Genomic DNA, 14,822 nt, shown 5'->3' with positions numbered 1-14,822 from the left:
CATTTGGTCACGGGGTCGCCTTTGACTTCCGCGGCAAAACCCGTAGAATTTTAAACACCACCCGGACCCTTCTCTGGGTCACATAGGTCGCGTGATTGGGGACACCACCTCCGCTCCCCTTTCAGGCGACCTATGCTAATTCTGGAGCTTGTTTTTCAACCACTTTTCCAGCTTCACGACCCTTCTCCTGAAACCTGCGGAAGCGATCAAGTAGCGAAGCGGGCCCGCGTGCGGTGAAGAACGCCAGATTACCGTCAAATCGCTTGTCGCTGAGGATGGCTCCTGCCTCGAGCGAGGCCAGGATGGCTCCCTCCGACTGCGGAAGGCGGAACTGCATCTCGATGATGGGGTCAGCAGTCAGGGCTGCGTCAATGGCGGCCAGAAGACCGTCGAGGCCCTCCCCGGTGAGCGCCGAGACGGCGGCCCTGCCTGGCCCGGCGATCTGGCCGCGCTGCTCCTGCGCGAGCAGGTCGATCTTGTTCCATACCTCGATGATGGGCTTGCCGGCGACGTCGAGTTCGCCGAGAACCCGCTCCACCTGCACCTTCTGCTCGTCGAGCATGGGGTTTGAGGCGTCGCGGACATGGAGCAGAAGCTCGGCGCGTTCCACTTCTTCCAACGTTGCCCGGAAGCTGGTGACGAGTGTGTGGGGAAGGTTCCGGATGAAGCCCACCGTATCTGAGAGAAGCACGCGCCGGCGCGAAGGCAGCACAAGTTGGCTGAGCTTGGGGTCGAGCGTTGCGAACATGCGCGAGGACTCAAGCACGCCAGCCTCGGTAAGCGCGTTGAAGAGCGTGCTCTTTCCAGCATTGGTGTAACCGACCAGAGCGACGACCGGGACAGGCACTGCCTCGCGGCGCTGACGCTGCTGCCGGCGAATGCGCCGCACGGATTCGAGCTGGCGCTTGACGTGGTCGATGCGGAGGTTGATCTTGCGCCGGTCGGTCTCGAGCTGCGTCTCGCCGGGACCTCGAGTACCAATGCCGCCACCCAGCTGGCTCATCGTGCGGCCGCGACCCGCAAGGCGCGGGAGCTGGTATTCAAGCTGCGCGAGCTCGACCTGAAGCTGGCCCTCGCGAGTGCGCGCGTGGCGGGCGAAGATGTCGAGGATGAGCTGCGTGCGGTCAATGACGCGGCAGGGGAGCTTCGCCTCGAGGTTGCGGAGCTGCGAGGGCGTCAGGTCATGATCGAAGAGCACGAGGTTGGCATGCGTGGAGCCGACGACGCCAGAAATCTCTTCGAGTTTGCCTCGGCCGACAAGTGTCGCGGGATCGGGGCGGGGACGGTGCTGGACAAGAGTCGCGGCGATCTCAGCTCCGGCGCTGCGGGCGAGTTCCTCGAACTCAGCGACGGAGGCTTCGAAATCAAGATCTGCGGAGTGCGGCACGGGATCGGGGGCTTCGCTGCCTGCCTCTGCAAGAACCTGTGCGGCCTTTCGCGCGAGCGTTGCTGCCGAGGTCAGTTTGCGACGCTCGCCAGTGAACTCGACTGCGACCAGCGCGGCTCGCTCGGCACGGGACCGGCCGGGCGGCAGGCGGTCTTCTGCTGCTGCCGCCTGTTGAAGCTCGACGAGGGAGCGCCGCTTGGGCGAGGTCTTCCCATCTACGCCAATGAAGGAGTCTGTCAACGTATCAGGCAACAAGTCAAGCGGTGCGCCGCAATATTAACGATCAACGGCTGGCTGCTGCCGCACTCGTAATCTCGGCCACGGGAGCCGCGGGAGCGTGCGTAGCAGCTGGTCTGCTTTCAGTGTGAGACGCGCCCCCCGCGATTCGTCCGCTAACCACAGTCGAGATGGCATGCTTGAAGATCAACTGTTCCTGGCTGTTGTTCTCAAGCAGCACGGAGTACTTGTCGAAGGAGCGAATCTTTCCTGTGAGCTTGACTCCACTAACCAGATAGATCGTTATCGGGCTCTTGTCTTTGCGCACCGTGTTAAGAAACGTATCCTGAATGTTCTGTGCCGGCTTTGATTCCATGGTGCCGATCTCCTTTAGGTAAAAGTAGTTCCAACAAGAAGTCCCGCCGTACTCCACCGACTTCAGACGACTCCGGCCGACGGAAACGCCGTCGAAAGGAGCTGAGAGGTAAACGATACGAGTATCAGTAACAATTTTCAACTTGGAGAGCCCTGATGGGACTCTCCCGTTGTCTATTAGACGAACGGCGAGCGATTTATGACGCGGTGCCGATATACCATGAGAGTCGTGCCTACCAAGCTTCAACCCGTACCAATGCTTGACTTTTCCCGCCAATTCACCGGGATCCGCGAAGAGATTCTGACTGCCATCGAAAAAGTCTGCACTTCGCAGCGTTTTATTCTGGGGCCAGAGGTCCAGAGCTTCGAGCGCGCGGCTGCCGTGGCCTGCGGAGCAAGCCACGGCATAGGCTGCGCCAGCGGGACCGATGCCCTTTGGCTGGCGATGGTTGCGGCTGGAATCGGGCCCGGCGACGCCGTTATCACGGCTCCCTTCAGCTTTTTTGCTTCAGTCAGCTCGATCCTGCGCGCGGGAGCGCGGCCTCTGCTGGCAGACATCGAACCGGGCAGCTTCAATCTTTCTGCCGAGGCCGTCGAGCGCGTTCTCGCAACTGCGGATGGAGGGAAGGTTAGGGCCGTGATGCCGGTCCACCTCTATGGGCAATGCGCCGACTGGGACGCCTTTGCGGCCCTGAAGCAGCGGCACGGTGTTCTGTTGATCGAGGACGCGGCACAGGCCTTCGGTGCAGCGTGGAGAGGAGTTCACGCGGGCGCTCTGGGCGATCTTGCGGCCTTCAGCTTCTATCCGACGAAGAACCTGAGCGCGATGGGGGATGCCGGGCTGGTGACGACTGGATCGGACGCCTTCGCGGAACGGGCACAGATGCTGCGCGCCCACGGGATGCGGCGGCGCTACTACCACGACGAGGTGGGCTGGAATTCGCGGCTCGACACGCTTCAGGCTGCAGTGCTGGAGGTGAAGCTGCGCTATCTGCCGGAGTGGAACCGGCAGCGGCAGGCACGGGCTGTCCGTTACGACGAACTGTTCCGGCAGGCTGGACTTGCGGCAACGAACGTTGCGGATGGCGTCGTGCTTCCGGAGACCGACGCTCGCGCCACGCATGTCTTCCACCAGTATGTGATTCGCGCACCTCGACGCGATGCGCTGCGAGAGCACCTGATGGAGCGACAGGTTGGCAGTGAGATCTACTATCCCCTTCCGCTGCACCTGCAAGAGAGCCTGCGCAGCCTGGGATACAAACAGGGAGATTTCCCGGTTAGCGAAAGGGCCGCCGACGAGGTGCTCGCGCTGCCGATGTATGCGGAACTGCGAGAGGACGAGCAGCAGACAGTGGTCGAGGCGATACGGGAGTTCTATCGCTGAGGAACACGGCTAATGCCGCTTCTTCGCTATTCCCTTCTTCTTGAGGTCTTTCTTTTTGTCGGCGATGGGCTCGGGGTGGGCCACGTCGGGGGCCGTCTCGCCGGGCGCAAGAATACGACGAACAACATTGCCCTCAAGCCGATAGGTCTTGAGGACGGTCCTGCCCGGCACTATATCCCCAGTAACGGGATCGGGAACGACGGGCGCCGCGTCGGCTGAGAGTACCCGATATGTGAAGGTGGGAGCGGGCGCCGTGGCAGCGGGGGCCTTTCCGTACCGATCGGCGGCCATCTTGATCTCTATTGGAAGATAGCCCTCAAAGTTGCGCTCGCGGAAGGCCGTCTCGTAGCGATGCTTCTTAATGTTCCACGTGAAGACACGCACCTGGTCGAAATCGTAGGGCAGGCCGGCCTTGTAAGGGCCAAACACCGTGACGTAGATGGGGATGTTCTTGTCGTCCTGCGGCGCGTCCGGATCGTTGACAGTGGTAAGCACGTAAGCCCCGACCATACGCTGGCCCTCGGAGTAGCGAGCGACCGAGTCGGGCACATCCACGTCGATCATGCGGCTGTAAAGCCATCCGGTGTCGCCTTTGGAGTCGCGAACCAGCCACCAGTCTTCCATCGGCTGAACTGGCTGGACCGAAGTCTCTGCCTTGTCTTCTTCCGCGGGCTTATCCCCCGAATCGGCAGGCGCAACCGGCTTTGGCGGCCGTTGGCCCGGAGGCAGTGGCTTAGGCAGCGTCGCCCGGCGCAGAAGCTTGAGCTTTTCCCCCTCAGACAGCCGGTAGAAGCGGTCGGTATCGCGTCCGGGCTTGGAGTGCAGGTAGACGTCGTCTCGCACAACAGCGGAGGCGATCGTGGGGTCACCTTGATGCTGCTGCTTCAAGGCTCCGAACTGATCGAAGATCTCCTGGGTCGCGACGGCCTTCTCGTCAATCCAACCCTGCTCGCCCTTCTCGGACTGAACGCGCAGGAAGCGGCGTCCACGCTCAAGGACCTGGAGCTTCTCTCCGTTCTCGACGGTGCCTACGCGGTTGGAGACGGCGGCGACACGGTCCCTCAGGAAGGTCTGTTTCGCTGTGACGTAGACGTATTGCTGAGGGGGCTTCGGGCGAAGACGAGAGCAGCCGGTCAACGTGAGGGCCAGCACGAGACAGGCTCCGAGGCTTCGCGCCAGTGCGGAGAACGCGCTGATTGAACCGGATTGTCGCAAGGTGGTGAAGATGGCCGTAAAACCCCGCAGCCTTCATGGGCCGCTGTACACATATTATCGAGATAGAAAGACAGACCTGTAAAACTGCCTCGGAAATCCAGGACCGGATACCATTCTGGTCAACCGCTCCAAAGTTAGTGAGTAAGAGCGATTTCGTTGACGCCGGCTGGATCCATTCCCGTAGCGGTGCTGGTGGCTAGCGCAAGTTGCCCAAGATTGGTGGTACCAATGGTGTACATGGAGAGGTCGGGCGAACCGCCGAACGCCCCGGCGAGGATGTAGGCTCCGGTCTTATCGGTACCGAGCGACGTGACCAGCGTGCCACTGGTGTAGGGTGAACCCCTGAGTGCGCTCAGAGCTCCCGTCGCGCCGATGGAGTAGCCCGAGATAGTAGCGTCGGTGCGGTTGGCGACGTACACATACTTGCCTGATTTATCGAGCACGACCGAGGCCGGCCCCGATCCGGCGCTAAACGGTGATCCGCTGATCTGGGTAAGCGCTCCGGCCGCGCCGATGCTGTAGACAGCGACTCCGCCATTGAGCCCACTGCGCGCAATGAAGAGGTTTGAGGTCGTGCTGTCGATGGCGATCCCATTGTCGCTGGTCTGCGACGAGTTGAGCGCAAGGTGCTGGCTGGTGGCTACGGCGCCAGTTGTCGTATTGAGGGTGAAGACGACGTCTCCACCCGTCCCAAGCGCGGCGAAGACGAAGTTTCCAGTAGGCGCGACGCGCACCTCCTTGGGCGCTACATGGGCGTCTGAGACTACGTAGGGGATGGTTCCCACCCCGGCTAGTGCGCCGGTCGATGGATCAATCTTGAACTCGTCCAAGACCGTAGTTGTGACGTCGAGACCAAAGAGCCATTGGCCGTCGGGCGAGACAGCGAGTGATGCGACGTTAACAACGGCAACGGCCGCGCCACCACTGGAGCCGGTGAGTGAGCCATTGGAGTTGATCTTGTAAACATAGATGGCGCCTGCGCCGGCGACGTAAAGGAGGGTGTTGGAAGGAGTAACAGCCACAGCGAGAGGAGCGTATCCGACCGAAAGCGGAGAGCCTGAGATTGCCGTTAGAGTGCCGGTTCCGATGGAGTATCCTGCTAACGTGTCGGTCGTGCCGTTCGCGACGTAGACGTAGTTGCCGGTCGTCGTTCCGCCCCCTCCGCCGGCTGCGTGGGGTGAAATAAAGAAATCGCCACAGCCTGTCAAAGCTGACAGCACAACCAGAATGAAAAAAACCACGCTCCACTGCCTGGCCACTGTTGTTGCCTTCATTGCGCCTTGACCTCTCCGATCTACATCTTCGCAAGCCAGCGAGTTCCCGTAAACCTCTGAGGAAGCTCTTCTATAATCGGCGTCATGTCGTCGCTTCAATCCCTGCGTCTGGTGTCTGCTGCCGTCCTGGTTTTTGCGCTATTTCCTGAACCTGCCTGCCATGGGCAACAGACCCATCCATTGGACTCGGCGGGAACGAAAACGGCAGCGAGTATGTTCTCGCTGGAGCACGAGATACGCGCCGACATGGCATTTCTCGCCGATGACGAGTTGCATGGGCGGGGTTCGGCTACCCGTGACGAACACATCGCCGCCCTCTTTGCTGCATCCCAGTTCGCAGAGATTGGCCTGGAGGCCGGAGGCGACAACGGAACCTACCTTCAAAAGACTCCGCTCCCGAACCCTTTGCCTCCGCGTATGCAGCAGCGGTTCTCCAAATTCGAAGACACGCCTCGCAAAGAGACGTGGAACGCCGTCGGGATTCTTCGCGGATCGGAGTTGCCGAATGAGGTGGTCCTGCTGACCGCACACCTCGACCATCTGGGCGTCGGCCCCGCTGTGAACGGTGACAGCATCTATAACGGAGCGGACGATGACGCCTCAGGCACGACAGCGGTGTTGAGCCTTGCGCATCTGCTCGCGGCCGGTCCGAGGCCAAGGCGCACGATCATCTTTGCCCTCTTCGGCTCTGAGGAGATTGGCGGCTTTGGGAATCGCGCATTCCTCGATCATCCTCCGGTCCCGCTTGCGAATATCGTCGCAAACCTCGAGTTCGAGATGATTGGACGCCCAGATTCGACGGTACCTGCGGGGGCGTTGTGGTTAACGGGTTTTGAACGGTCAGATCTCGGGACAGAACTCGCTAAACACGGAGCGCATTTAGTGAAAGACCCCCATCCTACGGAGGGCTTTTACCAGCGCTCCGATAACTATGCGCTTGCGCGGCGCGGGATCATCGCGCACACGGTATCCAGTTACGGCCTACACAAGGACTACCACCAGCCGTCGGATGAGATTCGCACGATTGACTTTGCTCATATGACGAACGCAATCGCGTCAATGGTGCAGCCGATTCAGTGGCTGGCGAATACAGGGTGGAAGCCAAAGTGGAGCAACGGAGGCAGGCCGGAGTCGGTAGCAACAACTCCCGCAAAATAGAAAGGTGCTGACTCGGTCCGCACCTTTCTATTACGGCTGAAAGAGATTATGCCGCAGGAGTTGGCGATGCCTTCTCCGAATCAAGCACTACGCCGATGGCGTGAATGATCGCAGTCACTCGGATGGCCGCATTGATCAGCTCCTCGGTCGCGCCTTTCTGGCGAAGCACGTGCTCGTGGGAATCAACGCACTTACCGCAGGCGTTCACGGCGCTTACAGCGAGACACCAGAGTTCGAAGTCGACGTGGTCGACCGAGTGCCCGCGAAGCGCATTCATGCGCAGGCGCGCCGGCAAGGCCGCATACTTCTCGTTCGAGGTGAGGTGATGAAAACGGTAGTAGACGTTGTTCATCCCCATAATCGCCGCCGCCGCCTTGGCCGCGTCGAGCGCTCCCGCATTGAGGCCGTTCGCCTCGGACTCTGCGATGACTGCCGCAGTGAGGTCAGGGTTGCGCGTTGCGATTGCGGCCGCGACAACGGTTCCCCAGAGCTGCTGTGGGGTCAGTTCGTTGTTCTGTTTGACCAGCGAGGAATAGTTCAGCTTGAGGTCTTTTGCATAGGCGGGGAGGCCGCCGATCAACTCATCCAGTGCCATTACAGAGTCCATCCTTCACGTGCGTAAGAGCCACGTATGAAAAAGGGGCGCGACCGCGTGAGCGGCCACGCCCGTATTTACTGTGGAAACGTTAAGCGAGTGTCGCCTCGCCCTTCTGCCAGTTGCAGGGGCACAACTCATCGGTCTGCAGCGCATCGAGCACGCGCAGCACCTCCTGCGGATTACGTCCCACAGAGAGGTCTGTCACGTAGATGAAGCGGATGATGTTGTCCGGGTCGACGATGAACGTGGCGCGCTGCGCAACACCGGCCTTCTCGTCAAGGATACCGAGCTGCCCGCAGAGATCACGCTTGATGTCTGACAGCATGGGGAAGGGCAGATCTTTCAGGTCTGCATGGTGCGTGCGCCACGCAGCGTGGACATATTCGTTGTCGGTGCTGCCTCCCAGGATCTGGCAATCGCGGTCCGCGAACTCGCCGTTCAACTTGCCGAAGGCAGCGATCTCAGTCGGGCACACGAAGGTGAAGTCCTTGGGCCAGAAGAAGTACACCTTCCACTTGCCGGGGTACGACTCTTCCGTGATGGTGGTGAATGCCTTGGCCTCGTCCTTTTCAGTCGAGATAGTTGCCGTCAGGCTGAAGTCAGGAAATTTTTCGCCAATCTGAAGCATATTGCAGTACCCTCCCAGGGTTCGATCAATCAATTAGTCATGAACAGTAAGTTTACAAGTTACGTAGCTAGAAAACGGACAAAAGACACTTAAACTACATTTACAATCATATCAGTTATAGCCACTTAAAGCAGAAAAAACGGCCATATTTCAGGCCGTTTTTTGCATAGTTTCAAGTTGTGACAACAGGCTAGTAAGGTAGTTATTCCTACCTAGGCTGAAACTAACTCTTCCTTCTTCACAATGTCCTCGATCTTACGACCGATGGCCTTTGCAACGCCTTCACCATACTTCGGATCGCACTTGTAAAAGTGGTTGATCTGCAGGTCCTGGATACGTTGCTCAACCTGACTGAGGCTGGAGCCGATGTTGCCCACCAGCCGCTCCTGCGCGTCCGGACTCATCAGACGGAAGAGGTTGCCGGGTTGCGTGTAGTAGTCACTGTCGTGCTCGCGGTGGCTGAAGCGGCCAACAGTGGACGTGCTGTAGCTTGTCGGACGCTCGACATACTTCGGGTGCTGCGTCGGGCCGCCGAAGCTGTTCGGTTCGTAGTTCGGAGTGCTGCCGCCGTTCGCATTGAAGCGCATGGAGCCGTCGCGATTGTAAGTGCTGTACGGGCACTTCGGCTCATTCACCGGCAGCAGGTTGTAGTTGACACCGATGCGGTAGCGATGTGCGTCAGGGTAGCTGATGAGGCGTCCCTGCAACATCTTGTCCGGCGAAAATCCCATGCCGGGGGCAACGTTCTTCGGGTCGAACGCCGCCTGCTCCACCTCGGCGAAGTAGTTCTCCGGGTTGCGGTTGAGCTCAAGCTCGCCGACCTCGATGACCGGGTAATCGCTATGCGGCCAAACCTTGGTGAGATCGAACGGATTGATGTGATACGTGGCGGCATCGGCCTCGGGCATGATCTGGACCTGAACCCTCCACTTGGGAAAATCGCCCTTCTCGATGGCGTTGAAGAGGTCGCGCTGCGAGTAGTCCATGTCGACCGACTTCATGTTATCGGCCTCCTCGCGCGTGAAGTTCTTGATCCCCTGCTTGGTCTTGAAGTGCCACTTGCAGTAGAAGAGTTCACCCTTGGCGTTGATGAGCGAGAAGGTGTGACTGCTGTAGCCATTCATATGGCGGTAGCCGTCCGGAGTTCCGCGATCAGAGAACAGAATCGTCACTTGATGGAGCGACTCAGGTGACAGGCTCCAGAAGTCCCACATCATCGTCGGCGATTTGAGGTTGGTCGCGGGGTCGCGCTTCTGCGTGTGGATGAAGTCGCTGAACTTGAGCGGATCGCGGATGAAGAACACTGGGGTGTTGTTGCCCACCATGTCCCAGTTCCCTTCCTCGGTGTAGAACTTCAGCGCGAAGCCGCGTGGGTCACGCTCAGTGTCGGCTGAACCCTTCTCGCCGCCAACGGTCGAGAAGCGGAGGAAGGTGGGGGTCTGCTTGCCCACCTTGTCAAAGAGTTTGGCAGTTGTGTACTTCGCCATATCCGGATTCGTCACGGTAAACGTGCCGTATGCGGCTGAGCCCTTGGCGTGAACGACGCGCTCCGGGACACGCTCGCGGTTGAAGTGCGCCATCTTCTCGAACAGAAGGAAGTCTTCGAACACGACAGGACCGCGCGGTCCGAGCGTAAGAGAGTTCTGATTATCGCCGACTGGCCGGCCTGCATCCGTTGTCATTACTTTGCCTTTTAGCTCTTCTGCCATGCTTCACCTCAAAATACGGTTATAAGGTTGAAACTAAGCCTTCTGACACTTTGCACAGAGGCCAATCACATCGACGGCATACCGCTCGACCAAAAAGCCTCCGGGCAGGCGATGCCGTTTCGACACAAGTCCGAGCTCCTGCTCTCCGATATCGGTAATTGACTTACAGCGTGAGCACACCATGTGGTGATGTGCCTCGTCGTTCATCTCCACGCGCACTGAGCCATGGTGCATGCTCATCTTGCGAAAGATGCCGCTCTCTACAAACAAGTGGATGTTCTTGTAGACGGTTGCCAGCGAGATCGCTGGCACCTTCTTCTTGATCCGGGCGTAGACTTCTTCCGGACTGGGATGGCCTTCCATGCTCTGCATGACCTCGTACAGCATCTGACGCTGATGCGTCACTGCGATGCCATGTTCGGCACAGAGTTCACGGAACGTCAGTTTCGACAGGGTCTGCACTTCCTCAGTCTATCCCGGAAAAGATGATAAATATTATCGTTCGATAAATTAAGTTATCCACAGGCTTCCCTGGGAAGGCAGGCTGGCCGCTAAGCCATCTCGATCGAGCGACCCGCGGCAGCACGTCCTTTTATCTGCATTATGGAGGGGAGGAGCGGAAGAGCCGCAGGAGAGCATGCCCGGAAGATTGCCTGGTCGCCGGCGACTTCCCCGCACTCGAAGCTCCAACCGTGCTCCTCCATAAGCCGCTCCAACGCGGGCAGGTTCACAGAGACATCATGCAGTTCACCGACGACATACACTGGCCGCTCCTCTGTGGGCAGAAGAGCGGAGAGAGCTTCCACTTCCATACCCTCGATATCGAGTTTGATGAGGATACGCTTCGCAGGGTAAGTGCCAATCGCATCCTTCAGGAGATGGACGGGCATCTGCAGGACACTGTCGTAGGGCTTCGCAGCGTCGAAGCTGCTGTCGATCGCTCCGCGGCAGTAAAACGGGATCGATCTGCGGGTCCCACCCAGGCAGGCATTCACGATCTCTGCGTCAATCCGGTTGATTGCAAGATGCCTTCGGCACTGCTCGCTGTTATGCGGCATCGGTTCATAAATCACAAATTTCGGAGGCTTGGCAGCCGAAGACTCCATTGCCGCTACACGAAGCGTAAAGAGACCCACATTGCCGCCTCCATCGATGACGAGATCAGGATGGAAGCCATGGTCGAGATGGTAGGTATCTCGAGCGCAGAGTTCGAGAGCGCTTTGAAAATCGCTTGATAACTCGGATGTTCGCAGAAAGATCTTCAGATAGCGCTGGGAGCACCAATAACGGAGAGAGATCTCACCCTTGTGAATGAAAGGCCAGAGAAGTGGCCGCGAGATGAAGCGGAATTTGGGACGGGTAAATGTTGCCGCAACAAGCAGAAGCTTCCAACTGCTCAACGGTGATTGAAGACTCAGGATGCTTCTCGTATTTTGAAACGCCATACGTGGCCACCATGGGGAGGATGAGTTGCTGGACACAGAATACTGCCTGGGACCATAACCATTCGAGTCTACCTAGAATCCCATACCATTCAATGAATTTCCGCGAGAACGCCGGGAAGCAGTTCCTCAGTTCAGCCGTTCGCGTTCCGTCTTGCCTTGGCGCGGATCCAGCGGCTTGCGTCCAGCGAAGCCGTCTTCGGGAGTGTGCCAGTAGGCGATCTCCTTTTCGCCGAGCTTCCAGCACAACAGGATCGACTTGCCGTCGAGAACGGAGGGAAAGTCGAGCAGCTCCTGTTCCAGGTCTTTCACCTGCACACCGATTGCGTCGATCTCGGAGAGCGTGTCCTTTGCCTCCTGCACAGACTTATCCCGCTCGGCGCGGCGGCGCGCAGCGACCGCGACGTCGACGTGCACGCCGCCGAGCAGAAAAATCCGCTGGCTGAGCTGCTGCATCTCGTCCTCAAGCTCAGAGACGTGCTGACCTGCGGTCTGCGCCTTGCGTAGAAGCGCCTCGACGACAGGCAGCAGAGTCTGCGCCTCGCTGAGTGTAAAGATGCGGCTCAATCGTGCTTCCCTCTCACTTCACCTCAAGCATACGATCAAGGGCAACTTTCGCCCAATGCTTGACATCCTCATCCACCTGGATGCGGTTGACGACGTGGCCTGCAACCAGGTTTTCGAGCGACCAGGCGAGATGCTGCGGCGAGATGCGATACATCGTCGTGCAGAGGCAGCCGGAGTCGTCAAGCGTTATGACCCGCTTGCCCAGCGGGGCGAACCGCTTGGCGAGCCGGTTGACGAGATGGATCTCCGTGCCGACGGCGAAGCTCGCGCCCTCTGGAGCCTTCTCAATGACTTCGATGATGCGCTCGGTCGAGCCCAGTGCATCGGCCTTCTGGCAGACCTCCCAGCGGCACTCAGGATGCACAATGACCTGCATCTCAGGGTAGTCGCGACGAACGCGATCGACGTGCTCGGGGAGAAAGCGCTGATGGACCGAGCAGTGGCCCTTCCAGAGGATGACCTTCGCCGCGCGCAGACGGTCGGGGCTGACACCCCCATTGATCTGGTACGGGTCCCAGACGACCATCTCGCTGAGAGGAATATTCATGGCGAACGCGGTATTGCGGCCGAGGTGCTGGTCAGGCAGGAAGAGAATTCTGCTGCCGCGCTCGAAGGCCCACTCGAAGGCTCCGCGAGCGTTCGACGAGGTGCAGACGAGGCCGCCGTGCTCTCCGCAGAACGCCTTGATCGCTGCCGCGGAGTTCATGTAGGTGAGCGGAATCAGGTCGCCTGTGAGACCGGCGCGCTCGAGCGAGTCCCAGCAGTCCTCGACCTGGCCGATCTCGGCCATGTCGGCCATCGAGCAGCCAGCGTTGAGGTCGGGCAGGATGACCTGCTGCCAGGGGCGGGCGAGAACATCGGCAGTCTCCGCCATGAAGTGCACGCCGCAGAAGAGCATGTACTTTGCATCGGTCTGCGAGGCGATCTTTGAGAGCTTGTAGCTGTCGCCAGTGTAGTCGGCGAAGCGGATGACCTCGTCGCGCTGATAGTGGTGCCCCAGCAGGACGACGTCGGTTCCCAACGTGGCACGCGCCGCTGCAATGCGCGCATCCATCGTGTGGTCCGGCTGGGTAAGGTAGTTCTCGAGGGAACATGCTTCTGCTGCAGATTCTGCCGCGGTCGATGCCGCGACCTCTTCCATCAGTACGCTCAAGTTACTCCGCCTTCAGTCTCACGAGGCCATACGGTATCGGCCTGTGGCCATTGCCGCTCTCGCCTTGAGACGGGGATGTTGAAAGCATTCATTGCGAGGCTGCAGTGGATTCGCTGCGCTGGCTATAAAACCAGCACCCAGTCCACGGGGATGTTGCAACCCTACTCGTTTCCTTCACCTGCTGCGGACCGTGAACGGCCGCTTGTACTTCATTGGACGAAAGACGTGTTCCAAAGGATTCCATCTTTTGTCACGGCCTGAACTTATACCTGCTCAAGCCTTGCGAGTAATTTTACCTCAGAGCCGCGGGGCACTGCCGATGTTGTTCCCGCTCGACATAAGCCATTATGATGAGAAGCAATTATGCCGAGCCTCGGCGATAGCGCCTTCATCTTTCTCCTCGCCCTGCTCCTCTTCGGCCCGAAGAAGCTGCCCGAGCTCGCGCGTCAACTGGGCAAGCTGATGGCCGAGTTCCGCCGCGCCTCTAACGAGTTCAAAATGCAGATGGAAGAGGAGCTGCGGATGGCCGAACAGGCCGAGCAGCAGAAGAAGATCGCCGCCATGGAGGCCGCGGCTCCCGCTGCTCCCGCGCTGACCGAAGGAACCGTGACAGAGAACACAATCGCCGCGCCGGTGAATGACGCTCCTGAGGCCCTGCCGTCTGGTACTGAGCCTCTGCCGATTGCGACCTCGGGGGAGTTGAACATGATGCCTCCATCGACAGGCCTGCCTGTCGCGAACGACTCCGTGGCGCACGCGTTCGATTCCGTACCGCACGTCGCTGACCCGGATCTGCCGCCCGCCGCAGCAGTCAGCGAGTCTACTCTGGCGCATGAGACGGCGGTGTTTGATCGCTCTGAGGGCCACACGCCCGATGCGCCGGACCACTTCCCGAACGAGGCCCCGATTCATGGCTGATCTCGTTGACCGGGCCCGAGCCGCTGTGACTGACCGTGCCGAACTACCGGGTATGACCTTGATGGAGCACCTAGATGAGCTGCGCAAGCGGCTGATCCGCTCGGTGATCTATCTGCTCATCGGGTTCGTGGTGGCATATATCTTCCGCGAACAGCTCTACGGCATCGTATCGAGGCCAATCGATGAACTACACCTTCCTCTGAACTTCGCCCATCCGACCGACGCGCTAAACCTCTATCTGAAGACCTCTTTGGTCGGTGGAGCGATTCTCGCATCACCGTTCATCCTGTATCAGGTCTGGCTGTTCATCTCGCCGGGAATGTACTCCAACGAGAAGCGTTACGTCGTCCCGTTCATGACTGCGACAGTCACCCTCTTCCTCGCCGGGGCATGGTTCGGATACCGCTGGGTCCTGCCGGGCGCACTGAAGGTGCTGATCGGCGACTTCGGCAAGCGCTTTCATCCCAACATCATGATCGACGACTACACGAACTTCTTCCTGGCCGTGATTCTCGGGCTGGGGATTACGTTCGAGCTACCGATCCTGATCTTCTTTCTGTCGATCCTCGGAATCGTCGATGCAAAGTTCCTGGTACGCCACATCCGCTATGCGGTTCTGATCATCTTTGTGATCGCGGCGATCATCTGCCCGCTCCCCGATCCGGTGAGCATGTGCCTGTTCGCGACTCCAATGCTGGTGCTGTATCTGGTCGGCGTCGGCGTCGCATATGTCTTCAACCCCTCCCGTCGCAAAGCCAAAGAGGCCAAGTCCGCATGATCTTCTCTATTGCCCGGAGT

General features: G+C 59.3%; 15 protein-coding genes. 4 read left to right on the top strand and 11 right to left on the bottom strand.

Annotated elements, in window-relative coordinates; all coding sequences use genetic code 11:
• Positions 1-130 precede the first annotated feature (130 nt).
• Together hflX and hfq are read right to left on the bottom strand one after the other, a co-directional pair.
• Positions 131-1,627, bottom strand: a complete 1,497-nt coding sequence (gene hflX, locus OHL16_RS18475) for a GTPase HflX (RefSeq protein ID WP_263368674.1) — start codon at positions 1,625-1,627, stop codon at positions 131-133.
• 43 nt (positions 1,628-1,670) lie between these two features.
• On the bottom strand, positions 1,671-1,979 hold the full coding sequence (gene hfq, locus OHL16_RS18470) for an RNA chaperone Hfq (RefSeq protein ID WP_263368673.1): 309 nt from the start codon (positions 1,977-1,979) through the stop codon (positions 1,671-1,673).
• Positions 1,980-2,207: 228 nt separating this feature from the next.
• Between hfq and OHL16_RS18465 the strand changes: the two genes are divergently transcribed.
• Positions 2,208-3,362, top strand: a complete 1,155-nt coding sequence (locus OHL16_RS18465) for a DegT/DnrJ/EryC1/StrS family aminotransferase (RefSeq protein WP_317891095.1) — start codon at positions 2,208-2,210, stop codon at positions 3,360-3,362.
• A gap of 9 nt (positions 3,363-3,371) precedes the next feature.
• Here OHL16_RS18465 and OHL16_RS18460 read toward each other — a convergent pair whose 3' ends face one another.
• Positions 3,372-4,514, bottom strand: coding sequence for an SH3 domain-containing protein (locus tag OHL16_RS18460; RefSeq protein ID WP_263368672.1), 1,143 nt, complete (start codon positions 4,512-4,514; stop codon positions 3,372-3,374).
• A gap of 197 nt (positions 4,515-4,711) precedes the next feature.
• On the bottom strand, positions 4,712-5,851 hold the full coding sequence (locus OHL16_RS18455) for a lactonase family protein (protein ID WP_263368671.1): 1,140 nt from the start codon (positions 5,849-5,851) through the stop codon (positions 4,712-4,714).
• 213 nt (positions 5,852-6,064) lie between these two features.
• Between OHL16_RS18455 and OHL16_RS18450 the strand changes: the two genes are divergently transcribed.
• Positions 6,065-7,009 (top strand): M28 family peptidase, encoded by a 945-nt coding sequence (locus tag OHL16_RS18450; RefSeq protein WP_263368670.1) that lies wholly within the window; start codon positions 6,065-6,067, stop codon positions 7,007-7,009.
• Between the two features lie 46 nt (positions 7,010-7,055).
• Here OHL16_RS18450 and OHL16_RS18445 read toward each other — a convergent pair whose 3' ends face one another.
• The 7 genes from OHL16_RS18445 to nadA form a co-directional block, all read right to left on the bottom strand.
• On the bottom strand, positions 7,056-7,604 hold the full coding sequence (locus OHL16_RS18445; RefSeq protein ID WP_263368669.1) for a carboxymuconolactone decarboxylase family protein: 549 nt from the start codon (positions 7,602-7,604) through the stop codon (positions 7,056-7,058).
• Positions 7,605-7,695: 91 nt separating this feature from the next.
• On the bottom strand, positions 7,696-8,235 hold the full coding sequence (locus tag OHL16_RS18440) for a peroxiredoxin (protein ID WP_263368668.1): 540 nt from the start codon (positions 8,233-8,235) through the stop codon (positions 7,696-7,698).
• Between the two features lie 212 nt (positions 8,236-8,447).
• Complete coding sequence (locus OHL16_RS18435; RefSeq protein ID WP_263368667.1) at positions 8,448-9,944, bottom strand: catalase; 1,497 nt, start codon at positions 9,942-9,944, stop codon at positions 8,448-8,450.
• A 33-nt stretch (positions 9,945-9,977) separates the two neighbouring features.
• Positions 9,978-10,406, bottom strand: coding sequence for a Fur family transcriptional regulator (locus tag OHL16_RS18430; protein ID WP_263368666.1), 429 nt, complete (start codon positions 10,404-10,406; stop codon positions 9,978-9,980).
• 89 nt (positions 10,407-10,495) lie between these two features.
• On the bottom strand, positions 10,496-11,344 hold the full coding sequence (locus tag OHL16_RS18425) for an FkbM family methyltransferase (RefSeq protein ID WP_263368665.1): 849 nt from the start codon (positions 11,342-11,344) through the stop codon (positions 10,496-10,498).
• Between the two features lie 171 nt (positions 11,345-11,515).
• Positions 11,516-11,953 carry a DUF2203 domain-containing protein gene (locus OHL16_RS18420; protein WP_263368664.1) on the bottom strand — a complete coding sequence of 146 codons (438 nt, stop codon included), beginning with the start codon at positions 11,951-11,953 and terminating at the stop codon, positions 11,516-11,518.
• Positions 11,954-11,966: 13 nt separating this feature from the next.
• On the bottom strand, positions 11,967-13,106 hold the full coding sequence (gene nadA, locus OHL16_RS18415) for a quinolinate synthase NadA (RefSeq protein ID WP_263368663.1): 1,140 nt from the start codon (positions 13,104-13,106) through the stop codon (positions 11,967-11,969).
• A 363-nt stretch (positions 13,107-13,469) separates the two neighbouring features.
• On the opposite strand from nadA, the gene OHL16_RS18410 reads away from it, so the two are divergent.
• Entirely contained in the window at positions 13,470-14,024 is a 555-nt protein-coding gene (locus OHL16_RS18410; protein ID WP_263368662.1) for a twin-arginine translocase TatA/TatE family subunit, read from the top strand.
• Positions 14,017-14,802 (top strand): twin-arginine translocase subunit TatC, encoded by a 786-nt coding sequence (gene tatC, locus OHL16_RS18405; RefSeq protein WP_263368661.1) that lies wholly within the window; start codon positions 14,017-14,019, stop codon positions 14,800-14,802. Before OHL16_RS18410 ends, tatC begins: the two co-directional genes overlap by 8 nt.
• Positions 14,803-14,822: the final 20 nt, after the last annotated feature.

It is taken from the genome of Edaphobacter bradus (assembly GCF_025685645.1).
Classification (GTDB): Bacteria; Acidobacteriota; Terriglobia; order Terriglobales; family Acidobacteriaceae; genus Edaphobacter; species Edaphobacter bradus.
This window is presented reverse-complemented; position numbering and strand designations above follow the sequence as displayed.

Coding starts and splice junctions, on each gene's coding strand:
- hfq (WP_263368673.1), bottom strand. CDS start 1,979: ATGGAATCAAAGCCGGCACAGAACATTCAGGATACGTTTCTTAACACG.
- OHL16_RS18455 (WP_263368671.1), bottom strand. CDS start 5,851: ATGAAGGCAACAACAGTGGCCAGGCAGTGGAGCGTGGTTTTTTTCATT.
- OHL16_RS18450 (WP_263368670.1), top strand. CDS start 6,065: ATGTTCTCGCTGGAGCACGAGATACGCGCCGACATGGCATTTCTCGCC.
- OHL16_RS18445 (WP_263368669.1), bottom strand. CDS start 7,604: ATGGCACTGGATGAGTTGATCGGCGGCCTCCCCGCCTATGCAAAAGAC.
- OHL16_RS18440 (WP_263368668.1), bottom strand. CDS start 8,235: ATGCTTCAGATTGGCGAAAAATTTCCTGACTTCAGCCTGACGGCAACT.
- OHL16_RS18435 (WP_263368667.1), bottom strand. CDS start 9,944: ATGGCAGAAGAGCTAAAAGGCAAAGTAATGACAACGGATGCAGGCCGG.
- OHL16_RS18410 (WP_263368662.1), top strand. CDS start 13,470: ATGCCGAGCCTCGGCGATAGCGCCTTCATCTTTCTCCTCGCCCTGCTC.
- tatC (WP_263368661.1), top strand. CDS start 14,017: ATGGCTGATCTCGTTGACCGGGCCCGAGCCGCTGTGACTGACCGTGCC.